Origin of the sequence: Pseudomonas sp. G(2018) (genome assembly GCF_005502415.1) — a bacterium.
Taxonomy (GTDB): Bacteria; Pseudomonadota; Gammaproteobacteria; order Pseudomonadales; family Pseudomonadaceae; genus Aquipseudomonas.
Genome location: NZ_SCOO01000028.1, coordinates 38,617 through 62,074 on the forward strand (window position 1 = coordinate 38,617; position 23,458 = coordinate 62,074).

28 protein-coding genes and 4 pseudogenes are annotated in these 23,458 nt (G+C 51.6%); 19 read left to right on the plus strand and 13 right to left on the minus strand.

Annotated features, from left to right (window positions below):
• The first annotated feature begins 4 nt into the window (after positions 1-4).
• The 11 genes and pseudogenes from merP (at position 5) to FFS64_RS22765 (ending at position 5,989) form a co-directional block, all read left to right on the plus strand.
• Positions 5-283, plus strand: a complete 279-nt coding sequence (merP, locus tag FFS64_RS22710) for a mercury resistance system periplasmic binding protein MerP (RefSeq protein ID WP_029380721.1) — start codon at positions 5-7, stop codon at positions 281-283.
• Between the two features lie 12 nt (positions 284-295).
• Positions 296-730: an organomercurial transporter MerC gene (gene merC, locus FFS64_RS22715; RefSeq protein WP_057977939.1), complete on the plus strand. Its 435-nt coding sequence runs from the start codon at positions 296-298 to the stop codon at positions 728-730.
• 34 nt (positions 731-764) lie between these two features.
• The gene (gene merA, locus FFS64_RS22720; protein WP_057977941.1) at positions 765-2,447 is read left to right on the plus strand and encodes a mercury(II) reductase; all 1,683 of its coding nucleotides are present in this window, start codon (positions 765-767) and stop codon (positions 2,445-2,447) included.
• Between the two features lie 20 nt (positions 2,448-2,467).
• Complete coding sequence (locus FFS64_RS32020; RefSeq protein ID WP_082631585.1) at positions 2,468-2,674, plus strand: hypothetical protein; 207 nt, start codon at positions 2,468-2,470, stop codon at positions 2,672-2,674.
• A complete protein-coding gene (gene merD / locus FFS64_RS22730) occupies positions 2,674-3,036 on the plus strand; it encodes a mercuric resistance transcriptional repressor MerD (protein ID WP_057977943.1) in 363 nt (120 codons plus the stop codon). The genes FFS64_RS32020 and merD (FFS64_RS22730) overlap by 1 nt, the downstream gene beginning before the upstream one ends.
• Positions 3,029-3,265: a broad-spectrum mercury transporter MerE gene (gene merE / locus FFS64_RS22735; protein WP_057977945.1), complete on the plus strand. Its 237-nt coding sequence runs from the start codon at positions 3,029-3,031 to the stop codon at positions 3,263-3,265. Before merD (FFS64_RS22730) ends, merE (FFS64_RS22735) begins: the two co-directional genes overlap by 8 nt.
• Positions 3,266-3,380: 115 nt before the next feature.
• Positions 3,381-3,638 (plus strand): annotated as a pseudogene (locus tag FFS64_RS22740) (DUF3330 domain-containing protein); the annotation flags it as partial.
• Positions 3,639-3,926: 288 nt separating this feature from the next.
• Positions 3,927-4,568, plus strand: coding sequence for an organomercurial lyase MerB (gene merB / locus FFS64_RS22750; protein ID WP_057977948.1), 642 nt, complete (start codon positions 3,927-3,929; stop codon positions 4,566-4,568).
• Positions 4,565-4,924: a mercuric resistance transcriptional repressor MerD gene (merD, locus tag FFS64_RS22755; RefSeq protein ID WP_057977950.1), complete on the plus strand. Its 360-nt coding sequence runs from the start codon at positions 4,565-4,567 to the stop codon at positions 4,922-4,924. The genes merB and merD (FFS64_RS22755) overlap by 4 nt, the downstream gene beginning before the upstream one ends.
• Positions 4,925-4,970: 46 nt before the next feature.
• Positions 4,971-5,150 (plus strand): annotated as a pseudogene (gene merE, locus FFS64_RS22760) (broad-spectrum mercury transporter MerE); the annotation flags it as partial.
• Positions 5,147-5,989, plus strand: coding sequence for a patatin-like phospholipase family protein (locus tag FFS64_RS22765; RefSeq protein WP_082631587.1), 843 nt, complete (start codon positions 5,147-5,149; stop codon positions 5,987-5,989). The pseudogene merE (FFS64_RS22760) and the gene FFS64_RS22765, both read left to right, overlap by 4 nt.
• Positions 5,990-6,210: 221 nt before the next feature.
• On the opposite strand, the gene FFS64_RS31805 is transcribed toward FFS64_RS22765, so the two are convergent.
• Entirely contained in the window at positions 6,211-6,336 is a 126-nt protein-coding gene (locus tag FFS64_RS31805; RefSeq protein WP_256660518.1) for a hypothetical protein, read from the minus strand.
• Between the two features lie 307 nt (positions 6,337-6,643).
• On the opposite strand from FFS64_RS31805, the gene FFS64_RS22770 reads away from it, so the two are divergent.
• Together FFS64_RS22770 and FFS64_RS22775 are read left to right on the plus strand one after the other, a co-directional pair.
• On the plus strand, positions 6,644-7,120 hold the full coding sequence (locus FFS64_RS22770) for an ATP-binding protein (protein WP_238347422.1): 477 nt from the start codon (positions 6,644-6,646) through the stop codon (positions 7,118-7,120).
• 252 nt (positions 7,121-7,372) lie between these two features.
• Positions 7,373-8,090 (plus strand): annotated as a pseudogene (locus tag FFS64_RS22775) (inositol monophosphatase).
• A gap of 31 nt (positions 8,091-8,121) precedes the next feature.
• Here FFS64_RS22775 and FFS64_RS22780 read toward each other — a convergent pair.
• Positions 8,122-8,355 carry a hypothetical protein gene (locus FFS64_RS22780; protein WP_125919897.1) on the minus strand — a complete coding sequence of 78 codons (234 nt, stop codon included), beginning with the start codon at positions 8,353-8,355 and terminating at the stop codon, positions 8,122-8,124.
• A gap of 357 nt (positions 8,356-8,712) precedes the next feature.
• On the opposite strand from FFS64_RS22780, the pseudogene FFS64_RS31810 reads away from it, so the two are divergent.
• Positions 8,713-8,922: pseudogene (locus FFS64_RS31810) on the plus strand (hypothetical protein); the annotation flags it as partial.
• On the plus strand, positions 8,919-10,319 hold the full coding sequence (locus tag FFS64_RS22790) for a DEAD/DEAH box helicase (protein WP_057977956.1): 1,401 nt from the start codon (positions 8,919-8,921) through the stop codon (positions 10,317-10,319). The pseudogene FFS64_RS31810 and the gene FFS64_RS22790, both read left to right, overlap by 4 nt.
• Positions 10,320-10,483: 164 nt before the next feature.
• Here the strand turns inward: FFS64_RS22790 and FFS64_RS22795 are convergent, their stop codons facing one another.
• Genes FFS64_RS22795 through FFS64_RS22810 form a run of 4 tightly spaced genes read right to left on the minus strand, consistent with a single transcriptional unit; the run spans position 10,484 to position 16,334 of the window.
• Complete coding sequence (locus FFS64_RS22795) at positions 10,484-11,884, minus strand: hypothetical protein (RefSeq protein WP_125919898.1); 1,401 nt, start codon at positions 11,882-11,884, stop codon at positions 10,484-10,486.
• Entirely contained in the window at positions 11,881-12,423 is a 543-nt protein-coding gene (locus FFS64_RS22800; protein ID WP_125919899.1) for a hypothetical protein, read from the minus strand. Before FFS64_RS22800 ends, FFS64_RS22795 begins: the two co-directional genes overlap by 4 nt.
• Positions 12,407-14,608 (minus strand): hypothetical protein, encoded by a 2,202-nt coding sequence (locus FFS64_RS22805; protein ID WP_125919900.1) that lies wholly within the window; start codon positions 14,606-14,608, stop codon positions 12,407-12,409. The genes FFS64_RS22800 and FFS64_RS22805 overlap by 17 nt, the downstream gene beginning before the upstream one ends.
• A 1-nt stretch (position 14,609) precedes the next feature.
• The gene (locus tag FFS64_RS22810) at positions 14,610-16,334 is read right to left on the minus strand and encodes a hypothetical protein (protein ID WP_125919901.1); all 1,725 of its coding nucleotides are present in this window, start codon (positions 16,332-16,334) and stop codon (positions 14,610-14,612) included.
• 1,022 nt (positions 16,335-17,356) lie between these two features.
• On the opposite strand from FFS64_RS22810, the gene FFS64_RS22820 reads away from it, so the two are divergent.
• The 4 genes from FFS64_RS22820 (at position 17,357) to FFS64_RS22835 (ending at position 19,194) form a co-directional block, all read left to right on the plus strand.
• Positions 17,357-18,007, plus strand: a complete 651-nt coding sequence (locus FFS64_RS22820; protein WP_233081548.1) for a phage head-tail adapter protein — start codon at positions 17,357-17,359, stop codon at positions 18,005-18,007.
• Between the two features lie 20 nt (positions 18,008-18,027).
• Positions 18,028-18,261 (plus strand): hypothetical protein, encoded by a 234-nt coding sequence (locus FFS64_RS22825; protein ID WP_047338295.1) that lies wholly within the window; start codon positions 18,028-18,030, stop codon positions 18,259-18,261.
• Positions 18,262-18,269: 8 nt separating this feature from the next.
• On the plus strand, positions 18,270-18,500 hold the full coding sequence (locus FFS64_RS22830; protein WP_082631588.1) for a hypothetical protein: 231 nt from the start codon (positions 18,270-18,272) through the stop codon (positions 18,498-18,500).
• Positions 18,501-18,807: 307 nt separating this feature from the next.
• Positions 18,808-19,194, plus strand: coding sequence for a hypothetical protein (locus FFS64_RS22835; RefSeq protein ID WP_057977961.1), 387 nt, complete (start codon positions 18,808-18,810; stop codon positions 19,192-19,194).
• Between the two features lie 597 nt (positions 19,195-19,791).
• On the opposite strand, the gene FFS64_RS22840 is transcribed toward FFS64_RS22835, so the two are convergent.
• The 7 genes from FFS64_RS22840 to FFS64_RS22865 form a co-directional block, all read right to left on the minus strand.
• Positions 19,792-20,214, minus strand: a complete 423-nt coding sequence (locus tag FFS64_RS22840; protein ID WP_057977963.1) for a hypothetical protein — start codon at positions 20,212-20,214, stop codon at positions 19,792-19,794.
• Between the two features lie 218 nt (positions 20,215-20,432).
• Positions 20,433-20,810, minus strand: a complete 378-nt coding sequence (locus FFS64_RS22845; RefSeq protein WP_057977965.1) for a hypothetical protein — start codon at positions 20,808-20,810, stop codon at positions 20,433-20,435.
• A gap of 49 nt (positions 20,811-20,859) precedes the next feature.
• The gene (locus tag FFS64_RS31330; protein WP_158004321.1) at positions 20,860-21,012 is read right to left on the minus strand and encodes a hypothetical protein; all 153 of its coding nucleotides are present in this window, start codon (positions 21,010-21,012) and stop codon (positions 20,860-20,862) included.
• Positions 21,013-21,289: 277 nt separating this feature from the next.
• Positions 21,290-21,538: a hypothetical protein gene (locus FFS64_RS22850; RefSeq protein WP_052959533.1), complete on the minus strand. Its 249-nt coding sequence runs from the start codon at positions 21,536-21,538 to the stop codon at positions 21,290-21,292.
• Positions 21,539-21,804: 266 nt separating this feature from the next.
• Entirely contained in the window at positions 21,805-22,026 is a 222-nt protein-coding gene (locus tag FFS64_RS22855) for a hypothetical protein (RefSeq protein WP_010466270.1), read from the minus strand.
• A gap of 57 nt (positions 22,027-22,083) precedes the next feature.
• Positions 22,084-22,626, minus strand: a complete 543-nt coding sequence (locus FFS64_RS22860; RefSeq protein WP_137807263.1) for a hypothetical protein — start codon at positions 22,624-22,626, stop codon at positions 22,084-22,086.
• 94 nt (positions 22,627-22,720) lie between these two features.
• Positions 22,721-23,260 (minus strand): hypothetical protein, encoded by a 540-nt coding sequence (locus FFS64_RS22865; protein WP_057977969.1) that lies wholly within the window; start codon positions 23,258-23,260, stop codon positions 22,721-22,723.
• Positions 23,261-23,458 lie beyond the last annotated feature (198 nt).

The window sequence follows — 23,458 nt, forward strand, 5'->3', positions numbered from 1 at the left end:
CACCATGAGAAAACTGCTTGCATCCTTAGCCCTCGCCACTCTCGTCGCCACACCTGTTTGGGCGGCCATCCAGACCGTTACCCTGTCGGTGCCCGGCATGACCTGTGCTGCCTGCCCGATTACGGTGAAGAAGGCGCTGACCAAGGTCGATGGCGTGACCAAGGCTGAAGTGAATTTCGAGAACCGCGAAGCCGTCGTCACCTTCGACGATACCAAGACTAATGCCCCGGCGCTGACCAAGGCGACCGAGGACGCCGGCTATCCGTCCAGCGTCAAGCAATAGGAGGGAGTTCTGATGGCAAATCCTCTCAATCTGTTCACTCGTCTCGGTGACAAAGCCGGATCCGTCGGCGTGCTGATTTCTGCAATGGGCTGCGCCATGTGTTTTCCCGCCCTTGCTAGCCTGGGGGCCGCGATCGGACTGGGCTTTTTGAGCCAGTGGGAAGGCCTGTTCATCACCACGCTGCTGCCCCTGTTTGCTGGACTGGCTCTGCTCGTTAATGCCCTTGGCTGGCTCAATCATCGGCAGTGGCGACGGACTGCGCTCGGCCTGATCGGTCCTGCCCTGGTGCTGGCAGCGGTATTTTTTATGCGAGCGTACGGCTGGCGGAGCGGCTGGCTGCTCTATATCGGCCTAGCCGTCATGTTTGGGGTGTCGATATGGGATCTGGTGTCGCCCGCTCAGCGCCGTTGCGGGCCTGATTCCTGTCCGACTCCGCAGAAACAGTGATACCGAAAAGTGATCCATTTGAAGGAGTAACGCTATGACTGAATTGCAAATCGTTGGCATGACCTGCGCATCCTGTGTCGAGCATGTGAAAGAGGCCTTGGAGAAGATCCCCGGCGTGCATCGGGCGGATGTTTCCTACGCCAGCGGGAAGGCCGAGCTGAAGGTCGACGAGAGCGTAAGCCGTGAACAAATGCAGGCCGCCGTCGAGGCCCTGGGGTATCGAGCGGCGTTCGAAGATGCCACGGCACCAGTCCGTCCCGTCCTGCTCGACAAGGCACGGGGCTGGCTGAGCGGTAGCACTGACGCCGGGAAAGAGGGTGACAGGCTCCACGTCGCGGTCATCGGCAGCGGTGGCGCCGCCATGGCGGCCGCGCTCAAGGCGGTGGAAGGCGGTGCGCGCGTCACCCTGATCGAGCGCGGCATCATCGGCGGCACCTGCGTCAACGTGGGCTGCGTGCCCTCCAAGATCATGATTCGCGCCGCGCATGTGGCCCATCTGCGCCGCGAGAGTCCGTTCGATGGCGGATTGTCCGCCACGACGCCGACGGTCCTGCGCGAACGGCTGCTCGCGCAGCAACAAGACCGTGTCAACGAACTGCGCCACGCCAAATACGAAGGCATTCTGGAGAGCACCCCAGCCATCAGCGTGCTGCGTGGCACCGCGCGTTTCCAGGACGGCCACACGCTCAGCGTGGAACTGGCCGAGGGTGGCGAGCGCATCGTAGCCTTCGACCGCTGCCTGGTTGCCACCGGCGCAAGCGCGGCCGTTCCGCCGATTCCAGGGCTGAAAGACACGCCGTACTGGACCTCAGACCAGGCACTGGCGAGCGACACAATCCCTAAGCGGCTCGCCGTGATCGGCGCCTCCGTAGTGGCGGTGGAACTGGCGCAGGCTTTCGCCCGGCTGGGTAGCGAGGTCACGATCCTGGCACGCAGTGCGATGTTCTTCCACGAAGACCCGGCCATCGGCGTGGCGGTGACGGAGGCCTTCCGTATGGAGGGCATCGAAGTGCTGGAGCAAACGCAAGCCAGCCAGGTGTCCCACACCAACGGCGAGTTCGTACTGACCACCAACCATGGTGAGTTACGTGCTGACCAACTGCTCATTGCCACCGGGCGCTTGCCGAACACCCAGGGCATGAATCTGGACGGCGCCGGCGTGAAGCTGGACGAGCGCGGTGGAATCCAGATCGATCAGGGCATGCGCACCAGCGCAGCGGATATCTATGCGGCCGGTGACTGCACCGACCAGCCACAGTTCGTCTATGTGGCGGCGGCGGCTGGCACCCGTGCGGCAATCAACATGACCGGCGGCGAGGCAACGCTCAATCTCGACGTCATGCCGGCCGTGGTGTTCACCGATCCGCAAGTGGCCACCGTAGGTTACAGCGAAGCCGAAGCGCGCCGCGCCGGCCTCGAAACCGACAGCCGCACCTTGACCCTGGACAACGTGCCACGCGCGCTGGCCAACTTCGATACGCGGGGTTTCATCAAGTTGGTCGCCGAAGTGGGCTCCGGCCGACTACTGGGCGTGCAGGCTGTGGCCCCGGAAGCGGGCGAACTGATCCAGACGGCGGTGCTCGCCATCCGCAACCGTATGACAGTGCAGGAACTGGCTGACCAGTTGTTCCCCTACCTGACGATGGTCGAGGGTCTGAAACTCGCCGCACAGACCTTTAACAAGGACGTCAAACAATTGTCCTGCTGCGCAGGGTAATGAGAGAGCGAGGTTGAAACATGAGCAACACGGCAGACGATCTCGGTAGGTGCGACAGCCTACGCAAGACATGGCAGATGATCAGCTTCTGGGGACTGCCTGCCGTCGTGTCCAGGCTGCTACTGGCTCTGGGTGCAACACCGTTACTCATCTGGCTACCTGAGCGCCTGGCTGGAAGGAAATATCTGAGCGCCCCAGTTTGCGGTGAAGACCGGGAGTGTCGGTAATGAATGTCTACAGCATATCCAGATTGGCCAAGGAGGCGGGCGTCAGCGTCCATATAGTCCGCGATTATGTGCTGCGCGGCTTGCTGCATCCCGCGCGACGCACGGAAAGCGGTTACGGCATTTTTGATGAGCAGTCCCTGGCGCGGCTGTGCTTTGTGCGTGCCGCCTTCGAGTCCGGTATCGGGCTCGACGAATTGGCGCGGCTCTGTCGAGCGCTCGATGCAGACGATAGTACCGATGTGATCGGGTGTATAGACCGCTTGCTAGGGCAAATCGCGACACGGTTGGCAGCTTTAGCCGCAGTGAAAACGGAGTTGGTCGGGCTGACCCATCGCGCCGTCGAAGGTCACGCCCATGCGTAATACCAACCAATCCGAATCAATCAAGATACCCCGCTGGCGCGCCTACACGTGGGGTGTGCTTGCCGCGCTCACTTGCCCCTGCCATTTGCCGGTGCTGGCATTGCTGCTTTCGGGGACTGCGGCCGGGGCCTTCGTCAGCGAACATTGGAGCCTCGCTGCGCTCGTGCTGGCGGTTCTCTTCATCCTTTTCCTGAGAGCGGCATTACGGGCCTTTCGAGTGCGGCAGTGACCATCTCAGACACTGCGCAGTCTTCGCTGCCGAGTTGCGGCAGGCTTGGGAGCGTTGGGAATTTTTGCTGCACCACCAACCGCAGGTCGATCTGCGCACAGGTTCGATCACAGGTGCGCAAGCGTTACTAGGTTTTCTTGGACGATGGAGGAACCCCATCATGAACGCAAACGACACCCCCACCATCAGCTGCTGCGAATGTTGCAAGGAAATTTCCCTTGACGCCGCGCTTACGCCGGAAGGTACCGAGTACGTCGTGCACTTCTGTGGCCTGGAGTGCTATCAGCGTTTCATGTCTCGCGCGGATAAGAGAGCGGCATCCGAGGCTGATCCCCCCGGCACACCAAAGGTAAGTACCCGTCACGACAACTAATTCGCGTTGCCTCTGGAAAGTGGCTCTGGTTAATTGCAGAAAGCGTGAGCCCATTGAAATTAAATGCAAGCTCGCTCGTAGCTAATGTGAGCCCGGGGGCTTCGTCAGTCGCGGTTAATCTGAGCTGGAAATGGTATCGATTGCGAACCCGGCCGATTTCAAACGCGAGCCGTTACACCAATCTGACGATGGTCGAGGGCCTGAAGCTCGCCGCGCAAACCTTCACCAAGGATGTGACACAGCTATCCTGCTGCGCCGGATAAACAGCAATGAAATAGGACAGGAACCATGGAAACCACGCTGTACATCACCAAAATCGTTGAAAGCCTCTCGTCTGCCAATAGCACAGATGATTTCGCGGACCTCTTCGTTGCTCTTCTTCGCCAGATTGCCTTGGGAAGGCCAGTTTCACGAGAGACACTTGGAGCCGCGCTCGGTTGGTCTACCGAAAGAGTCGCGGCGGCACTTGACCAGATACCCGGCGCTGAGAACGACGAGGAGGGGAACATCGTCGGCTATGGCTTGACGCTGCGCAAGACGCCTCATGCCTTCGAAATCGATGGCCGACGCCTCTACACCTGGTGTGCGCTGGACTCCTTGATGTTCCCCGCGGTAATTGGCAAGGAGGCGCTCGTGCTTTCGCGCTGCCCCGCGACAGGGGCGCCAGTGTCGCTCATCGTGACACCGGATCAAGTCAGCCATATTGAGCCTGCGGAAGCAGTGGTATCGCTGCTGCTGCCGGATGAATCGTCCGACATCCGCTGCTCCTTTTGCTGCCATGTGCATTTTTTCGCTTCTGCCGCTGTGGCCGACAAGTGGATGTCGCAACACGGCGAGACGGTGATTGTTGTGAGTGTTGAGGAAGCATTTCGTCTGGGGCACGCGATCGGTTGCAAATTGTTAGGTCCTGCCGGACCAGCCCCATCGTGAATGTCTACACCATATGCAGATTGGCCGAGGACGCGCGTGTCAGCGTCCACATAGTCCGCGATTATGTGCTGCGTGGCTTGCTGCATCCCGCGCAGCGCACGGAAAGCGGTTACGGTATTTTCGATGCACAGTCGCTGGCTCGGCTGCGCTTCGTGCGCACGGCCTTTGAGGCTGGCATCGATCTGAGGGAGTTGGCGCGGTGGTGTCAGGCGCTAGACGGTGGGGGCGGCGACATCGATGAGTGTCGGGCGCATCTGCGTTCGTTGATCGCGGCGCGACGCGAAACCCTGGTGGCACTGGACCGGCAACTGGCGGCCGGGCTTCCTCACGCTGAACAGGAAAGCCGCCATGCGTAGCCCTGCCAGTTCGCGCCCAGCACACCGCTGGCGGGCTTACGCCTAAGGAGTGCTGGCCGTGCTCACCTGTCCTTGTCATCTGCCGGTGCTCTTCATTGTGTTGGCTGGCACGACCGCCGGCGCTTTCCTCTGCGCACATTGGGGCATCGTCGCAGTGGCGCTGATCACCGTATTCAGCGTTTCTGTTGTGTTGACCTGGCGTGCTGTACGTCCAGAGGACTCATGAACGTCGAGGCTTCTTCGGCGCATACCGCACTGGTCTTGTGTGGGGGTGGCGCACGAGGTGCGATGCAAGTTGGCTTCTATCAAGCAATCATCGAACTGGGATTGTCGTTCGATCTGGTGGTAGGGAGTTCGGTAGGGGCTTTGAACGGCACCCTGATCGCAGCCGGCATGCCGCCGGCTGAGCTGGCGCAGCTATGGCGAGGCCTGCGAAAACCTGATGTCGTTTCCTGGAACTGGCGGGGATTACTAGGCGAAACAGGTGGTTTTTATACATTCGCCCCGCTACGACGCCTTCTCCATGAGGTGCTGCTCATCAGGTGCTTTGAGGAGCTCAAGCATCCGCTGGTCATCACGACCACCAATCTGCAGACCGGTCAGCCTTGCTATCACGAAGGGCACGGTGACCTGATCGAACCGATAATTGCCAGTATGAGCTTGCCCGGTGCTTTCCCGCCGATTTGGATCGCGGGGAATCAGCATGTGGATGGCGGTGTAGCCGATAACGTGCCGTTCGATAAGGCACTGGATCGCGGTGCTCACGAGATACTGATGATCTCATGCACCTGTTGTCCACGGGATTCGACTGCGCTGGTTTCGCCGCTGAAGATACTGCTACGCAGCTTCATGATTGCCCTAGACACCAAATACCTGTGCAGTTTGCAACAGCACAGGACGCGAGGAATCGGCATACAGCTTGTACGCCCGCACTTTCAGCAACCAGTCGGGTTGCTCGACTTTAATCAAACCGATGCATTGATCGAAGTGGGATACAGAGAAACACTTGCGGCATTCCGCAATCTACGCTCGAACCGTGTGCCTCCCGCATCGCCACTCCCTTAAAGAGTACCGTGCGTATCCAACAGCTGGAAAAGCACTCGGAGACCCTTGAGGGCCAACTGAAAGAGGAGCACCAGGCATCTCAGCAGGCCCAGCAACAGCTATAACAGGCTCAAGTTGAGAATGCACGACTGCTACAGGCCAAGCAGGATCTGGACACTCGCCTAGCGGATCGTGACGAGCAGATCCGCTCACTGGAGGAAAAACACCAGCATGCTCGTGATTCACTCGAGCACTTCCGGCGCACAAGCAAGGATCAGCGTGAGCAGGAGCAGCGCCGGCACGAAGCGCAGGTTCAGCAGCTGCAAATGGAGGCGCGGCAGCTGCAGCAGACGTTGATCGTCAAACAAGATGACATCACCCAGTTCAACCGAGATAACGAGCGCCTGCTCACTGAAGCCCGACTACTGCTGAAGGGACAGGCGACTCAGCAAGATCGGTTGGAGCGACAGACTGGCGAGCTTGCAGTGCTGAAACGTCAGCGGGCCCAATCACAAACAGCCAGGAACACCCTACAGGGGAGCGCCTCGACGCTTTGCAGTCGGAGAGCGCCGAGCTACACAAAACCGTTTCGACGCAGAGCCAACGCGCACAAAGCTTACAGATAAGCCTTGCCGAGGCTACGACAGCCGTTGAAACTGCTGCGCCAATACGGTCATGACGTTAGGTGAATGCGAGTGGTTGAGGCGGCGACAGAACATCATTATTACTGGTGCGACCGGTACCGGGAAGACCTGGCTAGCATGTGCCTTTGGAAACCAAGCCTGCCGGCTTGGGTCACACACGGTTTACCGTACGGCGACGAAGCTGTTCGAGGAAATATCCCTGTCGTACGCGGACCACTCGCTCCCGAAACTTCGCCGGCAACTGATCCGGGCAGAACTCTTGATCATTGATGACCTTGGAATCGGCGGGATCGATGCACAGCTTGGCCCCTTTCTCCTCGATGTCATTGATCAGCAGTCACAAAACGGCTCCTTGCTCATTACCAGCCAGTACCCAAAAGAGAAGTGGTACGACTTGTTCGCTGACCCAACGATAGCGGACGCGATTCTTGACCGTATCGTCCACAAATCTCACGTCATTCAACTTAAGGGCGAGTCGATGCGTAAGGTCAAAAGTCGTAAGCGGTGATGTTCCTGATACGGTGACGGCTAGATATGAGACACGACATCGAGTGGCTGGGTGGTCAAACGCAATGCAACTGGTCAAGTCGAGTGCAAACGCCTGGTCAGATGCTATGCAACCGGTTGTTTTACCTAAATTAATTGCGCTTATTGAGGCAGCACCCACCAGGATTGACATCCTGAGTTTTGGCCTTAATAGTGCGTTACCGCCCTCCTGGAGACCGTCCGGAGGCGACATCTACCAGCGCCGAGTGTCGCTATGCCTAACCCTGTTCTTTCCGAGCTGCTCGTTCAAGTTACTGATCTCGTAGAGCGCGGAGGACTTCTACTCTCGGCAGAGTGGAGTCGTCCAGGTGGGCCGCATGGTCACGGGGACAAAGCAGACGTTGATGCCGAAATCGAACGCATTTTACGGCACGAACTACTCAGTTTGTTCGCCTGTGATTTCTGGAGTGAAGAGACGGGGTATGCCCTAACAGGACATGCTTGGTGCTGGGTTGTATGCGCAAGTGACTCCCGAAGGCATTCCTGATTCCGTTGATTGGGCAGAGGGCATGCCCTATCTGATTCGCAATGGTCGTGCTGCGTACTCGTATGTCGCAGATGAAGAGCTATCGAGCGAGAGCACGGTAATGGTCAGCGCCGCAGCTGTGGACAAGGCGGAGCTCAATCGAGAGCTGTGTGCTCCAGGAGACTTCCATCCAATGCCCTCCATTGCTTACAGGTTGGCAAGAGTCGCTGCGGGAGATGGGATTTGCGGCATTTCTCTTTACGCAGTTTCGGCTCATGAAGTTGTGGCCGGACATGCTCTATTGAGAGGTGCAGGAGGTGTTTTTTTAGATGAAAACGGAGCAGATATACGCTACGTGACAGACGCGGAAATGAGGACTGTTTCGCAACGCTGCTTCGGTGGATCACCTTCAGCGTGCCGCGAATTGCTGACCCATGACTGGGATCGAATCATCACCGACCTCTAATATTCCAGGTCGCAAACCCGAGCAGGAATTATCAGAATGGATCAGGCCCCGGCTCCACACCTGTGAACGTAATCTCCAATGGTTCACCATCGCGTTGCCATGCCAGTTGGTAGATCAGCCATTGGTATTCTCCCTCGCGGCGATCCGCCACAAGCAACAAGGTCCATCCCGCCCTCAGCAATCGATTGGCGTTTTCTTCGCTACGAGTGCTGATCAATCTCTTCGTCTGGTCGATGCCCACGATAAATGATCCTTCATCGGCCATGGTCAGGAAGATCGATTTGAAGGATTCTGTGTTGGCTTTTTCAGTTGACGCCAACCCCGGCAGAGTGTGCTCTTCAGCCCACGTAAGGGCGCCGAATACAAACCCCTACTTGCTCCAACTGCTTTCATAACTCCCCACCGAACGAGCTCGAATCCCCATCGGTCATTGCGCGATCCTCAAATGTGCCCACTGACCTCAGATTACGCCGAGACAAATTCCTGTGCCAGCCCGCTCATCCACGGTTGGCAGATCAGTTCAGCTACTCGTGGTCAGGTCGGATGCAAACGCCTGGTCAAATGGAATGCAAATGGGTGGTCAAGTCGATGCAATTACACAGAAGTCATCCGAAACCCTCAAGATCATCTCGAGAAGCTGCTAAAGGAAATCCGCCTCGATTTCCTCTCATCAGTAGGAGAAGTAGAGCGTTACAAACAACTATTCGATGAAATGCCAGAATTAAGAAGTCGAATGCAGAAAAACTATGTTGAAGCTCGGGACCGCAGCTCACGCCTCTTAGGTCACCTACGTGCAGTCGAACGAACGCTAGAGACGTTTGCCTCAGCATGAGAGCTTTCTTGAGAACCTGGCAGTCCCAGTGCATTTCCTTGGCCTTAGAGCATTACAATCAATCGCCCCATTTTTTTTGCCAAGCGACTCCCGGCGCGGGAAAAACCAGAATGGCAGCCGAGCTTGCAAAACAATTGTTAGGCAAGGGGCTGATAGATTTGATCCTTTGCTTTGCTCCGTCATGCCAGGTCGTAGATGGTTTTGAAGTAACCTTCTCTAGCGTTTTAGGTCGGCGAATGGACGGGTTGATAGGCGCAATCGGATCGGCATGCACCTATCAAGCTATGGAGTACCAAAGTGAATCATTTTGGAGGCTTTTTGATGACTATCGCGTCTTCGTTGTCTTCGATGAGATCCATCATTGTGCAGGCCACGATGTTCTGTTGAGCAATGCGTGGGGCCAACAAATTCTTCAGCGCATACAGGACCGCGCCGCTTTCACGCTCGCACTTTCAGGCACGCCATGGCGCTCTGATCATAAAGCCATAGCCTTGGCACGTTACTCCACGCCGGAAGGAAATCTCATATGCGACTATCGATATGGGCTGAGGGAAGCGATCTCTGATAGTGTCTGCCGCTCGCCCCGTATCACCGTTCTGGATAACCAGATGGTTAGGCTCACAGAGGCGTTGGATAGTGAAAATACGGTCACGCTGTTTTCTAACATAGCGCAACTGCTGGGAGAGTCTCCGGTTACTTACGAGGATCTGCTTCGCCATAATGATATTTTACACCAGTTAATTGGACTTGGTTGTGAAAAGCTGGACGAGATTCGGGTTATGAAGCCGGATGCGGCAGGGTTAATCGTAGCCACGAGCATTACACATGCCGCACAGATCGCTAAGACACTCGAGGTCATGGGCCAGACTTGCACGGTTGTCACAAACAAAACTCCTGATGCTCAGCAGGTAATTAACGATTTCAGAAAAAGTGATGAAAGATGGATCGTAGCAGTTGGGATGATTAGCGAAGGAACTGATATTCCTAGACTTCAAGTGTGCTGTCATCTAAGTCGTATCCGTACAGAGCTTCACTATCGGCAGGTTCTTGGGCGCATTCTTAGACGCACTGGAAACGACGATAATCAAGCATGGCTTTTCGTGCTAGCAGAGCCGGCGCTTCAACGATTCTCTGAAAGAGTTGCCGATGATCTTCCGGACGACTATTCAGTCTTGCGACATGTTCAGACATCGGCTAATGACCAAGTTCTGACTGGGGTGCCATGTACTGATAACGACTGGGCTATTGATGCGCCTGGGGATTTTCTGTCAAGAATAGATCCTGTTATTGATATAGGTGTTGGCATTAATATTGCTGATGCTGAGTCGAAAATTACGCCTGCCTATCATCTCAGCTTTTCTGAGAATTATCGAAAGCAACTGCTTAGCGTTTACTGAATAATTCGGAGCAAGCAAGGGGGGATGAGCTGGTAACTAACTTTCCCGAGGTTTCCAACAGTACCTATAGCGCCCTGTACACGAATGGACACTTTCACGAAAAATAAGCGCCTAAATATTTACAGTTATTCGGGGTGGCGGTGACGTAAAGAACGCAGTTTGTATTACTGGTTTTTATAATCAATCAATCCACGATCTAAAAACTCTTGTAGTATTGTCTTGACGAATGTTGCAGCGTCGGGTAGGTCTTTATATTTTTTTGATTTTAAAAGATGTGGTAGTTCATTGAGCTCCTGTAATACCGCATCCGCAGCCTGCAGTGCATCTATGGCATTGTCGATGCTTTCCCACATATCCATCGATGCCCATGCTATCGCAACATACGGCCAAAGCGAGTTTGGATCTGCGTGACCAGTTTTCAGTGATATACGTTTCAAGAGTGCAAAAATTGCGCTTTCGGTCAGCATGTCACGGGTCGCACCCGAAGTCGACATGAACTCCCTGAGTGCAACTATCACTTCACGTGTGATAAACCGGTGTCTGAACATGGACATGCAAACGCGATGCTCGTTGAGCCCTGATACCGTTTTCAGGCGATAAAATTCCTTTGTTAGAGACGTGACCTTCAAAGGAGAAAGATCCGCGGTCAACAGCAACGCATCAAGATTCTTGATAATCCCTTTATTATTCAGAAGATTAATATACGAACATCTCGCGCGAAGATATCTGGAAAAACGAAGAGCATCAGTAGTCGTAAGAGGCAGTGTCCGAATGACAGGTTTATCTCTGCGACGTTTCATCGTAGGTAGCTGTACCTTTCTTGTTTTGAGAGGGTCGGTATTATCTGCAACGGAACACTCGACAAGCTCACTTGGTCGTAACCCGAATCGCTTGAGCATCCAAATGCTGAAAGTACGGCGCTCGTACAGATACTCTGAAAAAATATTCTGCTCAGGAGACTCTTGTCTATGGCAAGATCCGATATGATTCTCAAGAATAGAAATAGTAGAATCAGAAATAGGGAACTTTTCACTTTCAGGTACGGATTTCGGCGGCATGCATTCATGTTCGATATGGGAACGTCTCGTTTTATGATCGTTAGCTATTTTGATGTTTATTGCTGCACTACTACTAGCCTCACCAATTAGCATGAAGCCATCAGGTAGGGTGGTATTGGTTTGCACCCAATTGAGAAACATAAAGCACCTCTGTAAAATACCTCTGACCGTATTGTTATTACGGTTTCGTTTGCCAGTTTGATCTCGGGTTAAAAGCCTGTCTGTTAATTCGAACATGCTATCATTGGTAAGGTCCAAGAAATTTAGTTTGTTGTCGTGACAATATCTAACTAAAAATGAAATTTGAGAAGCATAAGTCCCTACCGTATTGCCCGTAGTGGTCTTAGCGATATGAGATAGCCATTCGTTCACCAAAAAACACGGCTTGCCATTGGGCCAAAACACCAACGAATAATGTTTTAATTTCATTGTAATCGACTTAATTACTGGTCCGCTCGAGTAGTTTCGATGCGTCTCGACATGGTTATAGTTTATAAAAATTTTCATGATTTTTGCGCTCTTACAATTTTGAGCTCTGGCTTGGACAATTCGTGGGATCTGAGCCTTTCCAATTGACAGTTTGCTTTTGCTATTAATCGGACTAATTTTTGTTCGTCGATCGTGTCGGTTAAATTCGACTGTTTGCGGAAAATTTCGAGCTGTTTTAATAGCCAAGAAAAATGTAAGTAACATTCATTTGCCATGAGATGTGCTATTTTCAGTTGTTGCAAGAGGGTGTGTGCTGATAAGTCAAAAGGGTTGTGGGGTTCGTTATTGAGTGCATTCAGCTTGGCATGTGCTGATTTCGTCAGTTCAATGAAGACTAGCCAGCCATTCTTCTCAAGAGTGGGAGTGATTATCCTATGGCAGTTATTTTTCAAACTGTTTAAAGAAATAGATGTAAACTCACCCTCTAAGGAAAATTTGCAAAAATTTCTCATGTTTGATAGGTGTGGCATAAACTTTGTATCGCATATTTTTCCTGAGGTTATTCGTTCTAGCCAGGATTTTCGATTTATAATATTTTGATTAGTTAATTTGGTCATGGTGCTCTCCAAAGATCACCGCTATCTCATACTGATCTATTGTATCGCCCGAATGAGATGAGACTAAAACCGGCTTTATACTAAAAGCGCCAGACGACTTTAAATCGGTCAGGTAGCGGAAATATTCTCTTTCTGGAACACTTTCAATATGGTCTACATTAAAGTTTTCACAAACTTTTCTATAAAGCGCGCTGAGTCCGGGGTTTTCTTTTTCGTTAATAAGTCCCGATTCCAATTTTATTAGTCGGTCATCAATATATTCTGCCTCAATTTGTGAGATTTCATCTCCCATGATATCAGTCACTATATACTCTGCAGTGTGTAGAGTAGAGGAATGACCGGCTATGAATCGTGCGGCTTCAAGGCTGCTCAGGCTGCCATGCCAATATAATGTGATAATAAATAGCTTGCGAAGTTCATGTGTGCGGGCGTACCAGCGACGACCATGCTCGTCAATTGGGGATTCCACAACGTCGCAAAAGATATCCAGGTAAATGTTGACTGAATTGGTGTTTGCATCTTTCTCAGGTAATCCCCACTGCAACCCTATGGGTAGATAAAAAAGTTTATCGCTGCTACTTGGTGTAATGCCGAAAATCCGGCCAGTCTCATTGCCTAGTTTTTGTAATAAACGTACTGTTCTCGCCGCTACTTCTGGAATAGGAGATTCTGCCTGCTGGTTGTGCCCTAATTTTCCAGATTTCCCCAGAGAATGCCGTAGCCAATAGCTAACTTCTGTTGAATCAAACAATGTGGCGGTAAAAATGCATTTTCTGGGAAGTTCTCTGACCTCCTGATAGCGAGATGGCTTCAAGAATGCGAGCAGGTATGCCGCAGCGCCCAAGAGCGCGTGCAATAATCGTTTCAGTGAGGTTGGTACATTCCTGTGGCCGTTTTTTGTATTTCGGTGGGTGATAGGTAACTCTTTGTATGCTTGGTAATGATCATCACTGAACTCAGCGCATGCTGCGTCTAGCGCTGCGTTAAGCTTATTGGAACGATAATAAAACGAGTCTTCCTTGTAACTGTTCGAGTTCCTGTATCGCTCTGAGCGCTCGGTGAAAGAAATACATACGTTTACGATATAGTCTCCGTACTGAAGTATCCATTTCATCGCTTTATCGAGTAAGTATAAGCCAGTGCCAATTGGCATCAAGTTATGATGAGACCGTGCTTTTGTACTGCTAACGAATGGCTGTGCGAGCTTTTGTATGTCAAGTGTCGAAGGGGCTCCTATAGAAGCTTGTACTTTTGATATATTAGCTAGTAGAAATGTTAAGCGTTGCATGTGAGATATATATGTATGATGTGATGCGTGATTTGTGAGGCATTCGGAGAGTAATGGGCAGTTTTGGCTAGGAAACAGAGTGTGCCTTTGGAAAGTCAGCAGCAAAGTTGGATGAATAAGAGTTGGCTCGAACTGCCTAAGAAAGGTGCTAAATCTATACGATCTATTAAGCACTGACTCAGGAATATGTGTGATCGACGCTAGCCAGGAGCGAGAAACTAGTTCGGTTTTTTCAGCACCATAAAAAGTTCTGTATCCATCATTAGTGCGGATCGCAGCTGTGATGTTTTCGATAATGGAGACAGGTAAATTGTTCAGAGCTATATTCTTAACCGCTTTGTCAGAAATATTCGCTAATCGGAAGAGATGACCAGCAATTTGGCCCGTTGCATCAAATATCTCTGCCCAACTATCACGTGAGAGCTGTTCAAAAAAATAGCTAATAATGTCCTCGTTTAGGTTTTCGAATCCTCTATCATCGAAAAAAAGCTCTTCATCGTTGTTTTTTATCCACCACATGAAGCGCATAGCCCAAGTGGTGCTTGATTTCCAAGTTTGAGGACCTTGTATTGTCTGTAACACACCTTGTCGTAGAGCGAAAGACCAAGCCTGAATCAGATTTAGTAAACGTTCGTTGACTGGTGAGAGGAGATTTGTCCCATCCGGAAGAAACAGATCAAAGTTAACGTCCATGGTATTTCTCCATTGGCCGTTGCTGAATCGTTCTTTTCCTCCGTTTTTCGTGATCCAAATAGGACTTCCCTGCTCGCCCTCGAGAAGCCAGTCAGCTTTCATTTGCTGAGATACCGATGGCCTTAGCGCATCGGCTCTAGATATAAGAGCCTCTAATATAGCTTCATCAGATGCGCTTGAAAGAATCTTGCTTTTGCTAGGCATGTCAATAGTTAATTCTAGTTTTATTCTGAAGCAATGCTAGCGCTTCAAAGTGCATTGTTTTGAAGTCAGTAAAACTATCTCCTTGGATCTTAGTCCGAATGGCGGAATCGACTGTCGACAGATCAGTATGGTCAAAAACATCTCTTATAAGATAAGCAAGGGAACAAATTGCGTGCTCAGGTACAGAAGACTTTTTTAGATTGGTATTGTCTTCCGTGAATGAGTAAATGGCATAAAGAGAATTTGCAGAAAGCTTGAGCAGCATCCCCTGCGATATCTCTCGTGGCGTCGTGCCAATTATTGGTCCCAACCGACTTTCTATCAAATCTCCTAAAGGATCTCCCGTTTTTGACTCATTTACAACTGATCGGACAAACTGTAGTAACTGTTTTTCATCTTTGAAGTCTGAAGCCTCCAATAGCCAAGGCGATTTATATGCAGCTAGTAAAATAAGGACCTGTTGATATCTGCGAATTGTTCGTTCATTCCATTTTCGTATCAACCATGCAGGAAGATAGCTACGCAAGACAACAGCCGGAGTGTTGCAGAGGCAATTTGCCATAGCCTCTACGGATCCTTTTTTTAGCCAGGCAATGAGTCCCAGAGAATTCCTGATCTTACCTAGACTGATAGTGTCCTTGGAAAATGAAACCTCAACGTACCTACTAATGATTTCATAGAGTGAAAGCTGCAACGGAGAGTTCATTAAGCCAATCACGTTTGTAGCTGCACCAAATCCGTTCTGGGTTGCGGTTAAAAATAAACGGCGGTGAGCGAGTCCCAAACTTTTTAAACCAATACGTATTTCTTTTGTTGCTTCCAATACATCTTGGATTAACGATAACGAATTTTCCGTTAATGTAGCATTGACACGTTTCCCTGCACGGGGTTTACTCGAACTGAGAATTTGACGTTTGTTTTTGTTCGCGCTGTATAGAAAATATTTTCCTCGGCTACTGGTGATGTCTGCATTTACAATTGACATGGGTGTCAGTCCGGGATGTTCGGATATCAGGAGAGTTGCTATGCATGCGCAGTCCCTCGCGTGTAATAGGCCAAGTAACTTTGCAAGAAATTCTTGTCGAGAGATATCAAGAAGTACATCCTGAGGGCGAACCTCATCGATCTTTTGCTCTAGAATCTGGTAGATGCGGTTTTCTGATACATTAATATTTGCAAAGAAGGAGCTTCGGGCAATGTCGCGAAAGCTTATGTTTAAGCTTAAAGGGTTGGGACCGGTCAGAATGTGCGTGAGATATTTGAGCAACCATGCCATTCCTCTGTCTGTGTTGATCAAGTGCTTAGTTTCACCGGTTTCAGTTTTGTAAAGGTAGTGGCCAATTTTTATCTGAGCCAGAAACTCATCATCAGATACCTCAGAAGCTATTGTTTTTCCAAGTTCGTGGTAACTTTTGATGTTTTTCCAATATGCTCTGGCGCCGTCCTGAATTACTTTAATCCTAGCGATTATGGTGGACTCCAACTTTTCGAAAAAATCGTGGCTATCTAGCGCATAGGTGATGTCGACGCAATACGCGGGGCTATCCCGAGATTCGAACTCGCTTGGATCTGTTATGCTTTCGCCAACCACATAGTTTTTAGACTCACTTGTTGCTGAGTAGATGCCGCTATTAATTTTCGCTCTCGGTATTATCACTGAGTTCGGAATTATTCCATCAAGTTTTAGCGTTAATAATAGTGAGCTACAATTTGACCAAGAGTTCATGCGCGTTTTCAATGAGGCTTCGCTATAAGACATATCCGTTAGAAAGAACTCAAAGAAGTCGCAGACCCAAGTCTGCCAGTTTTGGCATGATTGTAGAGTTAGTGATTTTTTTTCAACAAATCATATTGCGGCTTTCAACCCAATTGAGCTTGTACGAATGGTTGAGATCGGTTGCCCAGCGATAGTTCGTAACCATGCGGATACTAATATTTGCAGGTCATTGTTAGAGATGAGGTTGGAGAATCCTATTTTTAACGTCGTGCTCCCAGTTCGCATGTATGGATCCGAGAAAATAATCGAAACATCCGTTTCGCTTCGCTGGTACGAATTTTTAGGGGAGTGGTCCATTTGAGCAACCTCGCATACGGCGCTGGTTCGAGAGGTCAACCGTTTTATGGCATAGAAATGTTAGGGATAGACCATTGACCACGGAGCCGCAAGGTCGGTGTCAATAAAACAGGTATCAAAAAAATAGGTTTTGAATATAACCTTCAGTATTCATTCAGGATTTTTTTGCCACATTTGATACTGTCCGGAAAAGTGCCATTTATTCTATGAATTCGAGCTCGATCGGGCGCTTGAATACTACGGTCCCCACACGGACGTTTACCCCTCCCAGGCCGTGCACTACCTTCTTCGGTTTGGTGTCGTGTCCATCAAAAAAGGCGGGCACTCTGAGTGGGACAGAATGCTGAGAATTGGTAACCAGCTTCATCGTTTAGGGCTTCGAAATATTCTCAACGATCCGGATGCACTGATCGAAAAACTGCTCCACCAATCCCATGATCCGCGCTCACAAAACAGCCTGGGGGTTAGCACCTCTCGCTTATCCCCCCTGAAGGATCATGGACAGTTGCAGTTCAGTTTTTAACTCAGCTTTACGACCGACCGGTTTGCCCCTACTGGAGGTTCAGACTGAAGGCAATCAATAACGCCCTCGTGAGAGAGTTCTCAGATCGGCTCAGACCAGTTACCAGTGCATTCGGGTACCAACAGCTATTTAAACTGCCACCAGGACGAACATGCTCAATACCTTCATAACCTCCGCCGGCGAGACTATTACCCTTGACCTGAATCAAGCAGGTCACACCCTCATCACCGGTACCTCTGGAAAAGGAAAATCGATCTTTACGGAGCGGGCAAAACGGGAGGCTCGCGCTGCCGGCCGCTTATTCGTCGACGTGAAGGCATATCGCGATGAGAAGGGCTCGGGATTAGGGCCATACGAGTACGAGATTGCCAGGCGCCACTCTGAGGGGCTTGCAGGCCTTCTTCCAAGAGCTCTTCGAAAGAAGCGCTACACGATTTCCTCGCCTGTCGCATATACCGATGCACCTAGCCGGCGGAGCAAGCATCTGGTCAGAACCACGAATGGGGCCGTACTGAGCCGTGAGCTCGTACACCAAGCGAAGGAACAGCTCGAGTCGATATCCGGTATTCGGCTCAATCAGCCACAGCTCTTAGAACTCATGAGTGAAAATGGCATCGACAAAACACTGGCTGAATTCGATGAAGCAGAGACGCAGATCCGCGAAATGTTGGCTGATGCCTTGGCTAGGAAATTGGTAGGCCGGCCATGGCCAACCCATGGCGATGAGTCGGACGCCGGCGACTTCAATATCCACCTCGAGCGAGCGGCCCAAAATTACGGATACACCGCCCACAGCCGCTAGATAACTCGTAGGAGTTCGACATGTCCTGGGCAGACGCAGCGGCGCCGGTCGTCGCGGAAGTGATTCGTAACGTAGGCCGGAGTGACATGAAGGCTCTGCGTAAGGCATTGGTCGATGCCTACCCTTGGGGGGAGAGAGAACGCACTCCTTACAAGGCCTGGCTAAGCGAGATTCGCCGTCAGCTGGGTCATCCGCTGAATGCTCCGAAGGCCGACCCAAAGAACAAGCAAGCTGACATGTTTAATCAGCGTTAGGAGGAAAGATGGCTCGCCGCCGCCAACCCTTCACCCCATGCAAGTTATACATCGACGGCGCTGACGGCCTGAGCGCTGGCGACTACATCGTTACGTCCGGTGGATCGGCCTATCTGGTGCAGGCAACACGGATCAGCCCAAGCAAGCCTCAACGACTGTATCTCGACTGCCTTCGTTGGCCGCCGGAACAGATCCCAACGGATGCCAGGTGTTATCAGCTCAACTGGTATCGCCGGTGAAATAGACCGGAATCGTCGCTCAGCGGGCCCCCACGCCTCACCTTCAAAACGCGAGGCCGTCGCCGTAGGAGATGGCCACTTTCGGCCCACAGAATCGAGTAAGAAAGTGTATGACACTGAAAATTTGGCTGTTTTGCATCCTGGTCAGCTTAGGCGGGTTCATCGGGTTTCTGTTGCTGGAGATTCAATCGGCAATGTTATGGAAGGCGGCGGGAAGCAGAGCCCTTTGCGTCTTCATGGGGGCGTCCATAACCGCGTTCTACTTCACTCGCCCTGGCTATCTTGCGAAGCTTACAAGGAGATCACCATGAAATACGACTATCCAGAATATCCATCTGTTGCCGCGACCGTAGAGCCTTCGCGCTACATGGATGCCATTGAGGCTCTGCACGGCGTCCGCCAGGTCTTTTGTGATGGGGAAACCATCCTGTTGCCGGAGTTCGAGGAACAGGCAATTGAGATGCTTCGTTCCCGCTTCAACGCTTCCACTGTCTACGGACAGGCTAAAGCATTCGAATTTGCGACGAAGGCTCGCAAAGCGGGTGTGCCTGTTGAGCTGTTGCGGCTCGGACACGCAGTCCATAACTGCACCGGCCAAGATGCAGAGGAAATGGTTCGTGCAGCAATTGAGCAGCCGAGCGTGACGCTCCTATCCTGGACGTCACTCTACCTCTCAAGCATGTTGCCCAACTGACTCACTAAAAGATCCTGACGAGCTCGATTCGCATGGCCTGATGCCGGCGGCTATCGCGCGCAGCACTCTTCCTCAGTTAGCACGAAATTGAACGGAGTTTGGTGAGCAGTCATGAAAAAGGCCCGGCGATGATCGACCGGGCCTTTTTTATAAACATTGCCCCATTGACTCGAGGGGCGGTCGGGCTTGCCTGGACTCTCCCGTTTCCGAGACGCTACGTTCCCGCAGCGGACCCTCAATGAGGGTGGAGGTGGTTAGCCCGTGCCGTTCCCAACGCATAGCGCCAGTACTCAGTGGAGAAAACCCCAAGTCCATCTAACCTGCAGACGTTTTGCGAACTCTCTCATCCCTGGAGTTCGGGGCACCTTCTGCGGACCCCCACGGCGGTGACGCTTATCGCCGCGGACGTATCTCTACGTCGCCACACTGAGTAGTGGCCACTATTTGGTCGTCTAGGATCATGTCGACGCCAGGCTAGCTTTAGCTTCTGCGGCGTCTCTTTGATTTGTATTCTCCATGAATGTCCCAGGTTGCAACCCTAAGCAGGAAATCTCCGAATGCCGTGTTGAGGCTCTGGCTCACCTGCAGAGCAACGCTTCAAGTTTCATATTCCGTTGGTTCTGGATTGATGAGGTAGTGTTCATTGTCAATTATGCGGGCGAAATCACCCGCCTCGCTGGCTTCAGAGTCGACCGCAAGCTCCTCGATTAGGGGATAACGATGTTGCCTATCTGGCAGCAACGCTATTGCCAATGCCGACGCCTCGGGGCTAAAAACCGATAGCTGCGCTGCCAACCAGAACCAGCCAGTTTCGCTTTCAGAGGTGATCGGTGAACCATAGCCATCACGCTTGGGAAGCACGAGATAGGCTGCTTCAGGGACTAGAGAGACCTCGATTGGACGCAGGTACCCATCACCATAGGGATCAAGCCAGCCGTCCCCACCGAGCGTATTGATGATCTGCTGTTCTACTCTGCGCGGCGACTGTGTCTTGGTGTAGAACCGGTGGTAGGTGGACATTCCGCAATTCCTTGTGGTGCCTACTCTGGGGCTAGGCATTCTCTAAACTGCATTGGTAGAGCGCTCACCGACTGTCCCCTGTCATCGACTCGCTTGGGCGACGAGCGCTCTACCGATACAGCCTAGAAATCGAAACTAGCAAACCGATATGACTGAGGGTCAATGCACAAACAAACCTCACCCTATTCGTTCAGGATGAGATTCAGTTGATTCGCTTCTCATTTGCCCTCGCTATTCAGTGTCCTTTCACGCTTTTTCAGGGCGATAAGAAATGCATCGCGGGGGAGTTCTGGCGAAATTTCGACGTTATCTTGCGTCCACTGCTCATAACTCGGGCAAGAGTTGTCGCCAATGCAATCAACCGACTCACGAATGTACTGACAGCGGTGAAGATCCAAATTGCTCGCGTCAGTATTCGCCGCGTCATGATCATTTCCGGTCGGCAACTGACTCACCCGATACAAGGCATCACAGGTCCCTGCTATCAGGGATGCCGAGAGTTGTCGCACCTGCACGTTTGCTGCCTGGTCCTGGGCGAAAGCTTGCGTGGCAAGCAGCGACAGAATACACAACGGGTAGCTGAAGAATGATTTCATGTTTCACATGTTCCCATGATCGTGCCAGGCGCCTATCGGGCCCCTAGCGTTATGCATAGAATTTTTTTTCAATCTCGCGATTGGCAACGGTACCAAGGACAGCAAAGACCAATCCGATCGCTCCAAGTCCACCCATCACGCCATCACCCAGATAAACGCCGGCTGTGATCTCGACTATCGCGACAATTTTAACGATCAGCATGATCTTCTCTCAAAGGAAATCGAGGTTGTACACCAGCCTTAAATGGAGGCTGGCCCACTCGAATACTTTGCAAGGATGGCCATGATCTCGATCATCCGCAGCATGCTACAAGAATCGGAGACAGCCTCATCTCGTAGCGCCTCCAACCAGGACAAGACGTGCTGGTTTTGCTTCATGGTCCCACTTCTCCCTGACCTTCAGCCATTGACGTGATCCGGCTATTCGGTAAAGTTTTTCCAGTTAGGTGCAAAGTTTTTCCGATTTCTGCGAACTGAAGTCAAAATGCTTTGGCTTGTTGGTCAATGGAAACGCATTGCCCCTTCACCTTATTCAGATCCCGACGCGTTATTTCTCGCCCTTCGCGATTCGCATCCAAAAGAATCTTTTTCGCGCAACTGGACTCAGCAGTTACAGACTGAATTTCGGGAACGGTTGCGGCTCCCCAATCGGTGGCGATTTGGTTTTTGAGTAAAACCAAAATCAGCAGGGCCATGCCAGCCAACCCGATGATGGTGATTTTTTTCATTTGGTGACCTTTCTGCCGTCGGACAGCTGACGATCGCTGTGGTTGTTCTCTGTTGACGCTTTGGTGTATCGCTCGGCCAAAGCTTGAAAACATGATCACCTGCCTGGGCGATCTTGAAGGATCGCTTCTGGCCCAGTTAGGGGTACCGATCTCATCCGATCTTGAGCTTGGAGTGGACGTCACAAATGAAAAAGGGCGACCGCTGGCCGCCCTCAATCAAATGAACGTGAATCTAGCCCCGCAGACGCCAAGCTAGAGTGTGACCATTAGACGAACGTGCCGATCTCGTAGCCGTCACGGCCTTCATCGAAATCGGACCGATCCAGGTCGGGGTATTCGGACATAGCAAAATCATATGCTGCGTCCAGATCATCCGCAGCGACTGTCCAGAGGGTGGCGGAATCCCAACCATTGGCCAACAAGCTGACGTGGAACAGTTTTGCGCCCTTGCCGATTGTGGCCGCGGACAGGTTTAGCAATAAAGACATCAGAAGCACCTCAGATGAAGAGCGACCGCCTAAAAGGAGGTCGCTTGAATAGGGCGTTTAGAGCGCAACCAGCTGGTAACCGGTTGTATCCGCTCCCCTTTTCTTCTTCAACTGAGCGACGATTTCCTCAGCCGTAGGATTTGTCATCCACATAATGAGTTGATAGTCATCTCCCCTGGTAGGGTGTACCCAAGTCGTAACGCGATGAGTGCACCCCTTAGCCTTGTACTTCGCATCATCCTTCTTCAGTTTTGCCTGATATTTCTTCTCAAAACCGTCGAACTCTTCATTCAGTTTTTTCATGAAGCAATGCTCGCACTCACCGTCGCGATTCGTGCGGCAGGATGACGGGTCAAACGCCGGCTTCTGACAGGTTTTACAAGGCATTACCTGGACGGTCTCCAGAAGGGACTTGCAGTCATCCTCTGTAGCGTCCTTGATCGCTATATCCTTGTTCTGGACGATGGTGTCACCACCACCGTTCGGCAAACGCACCGTTATCTGCAAAGGACTACCGTACATGAAGCAGCACGGACTGACTTCGGCAGTCAGCTCTACGTCGCCACGCATTGCGGTGAATTTATGGGCTGGAGTAAGCATGGTGTAGCTCCTGTGTAAATTCGCGGAGCTACCCCCAAGCGGGATAGCACCCGCGTGGGTTAAGTGAATTGCTTTGGGTTGGGGTCAGTACGGTTTAGAGAACAATCAACTTGTAGTCGTTTGTAACCGTGCTTTTCTTCTTCTTCAACTGAGCGACGATGTCCGCATCAGACGGATTCACCATCCAAATGATCATCTGGTAATCATCGCCGCTAGCAGGGTGTACCCAGGCCATTACGCGATGAGTGAAACCCTTTGCTTTGTGCTTAGCATCATCCTTGACCAGCTTTTCCTGAAAATCCTTTTCCGACTTGTTGAACTTGGCCATGGCCTTGTCGAGAAAGCACGTTTCGCATTCACCATCACGAGTGGTACCGCATGTAGCCGGATCAAACGCAGGTTTTTGGCAATTTTTGCACGGCACAACTCCGACCGTTTCCAGAAGAGCATGGCAATCCTCTTCTGTAGCATCTTTGATCGGAATCTCTTTTTTCAGGACGTACGTTCTACCGCGATCAGGCAAGTAAACCGTGATTTGTAAACCACTGCCGTACATAAAACAGCATGGGCTGACTTCGGCAGTCAGTTCCACGTCGCCACGCATTGCGGTGAATTTTTGGTCTGGAGTAAGCATGGTGTAGCTCCTGTGTGAAACCTGCGGAGCTACCCCAAGCGGAATGGCATCCCGCAAGGGTTAGTGAGGTGCTGCTGGAGCAGCTTTGGTGGCAGAATTACTGCCATTCAAACAGGCCGGAACATCCGATCTGAAAGAAACTTTTGAGTGGTGCCATAGGGCGATGGCCGGAGTATATCCTGGTGATGGAAACTGGCA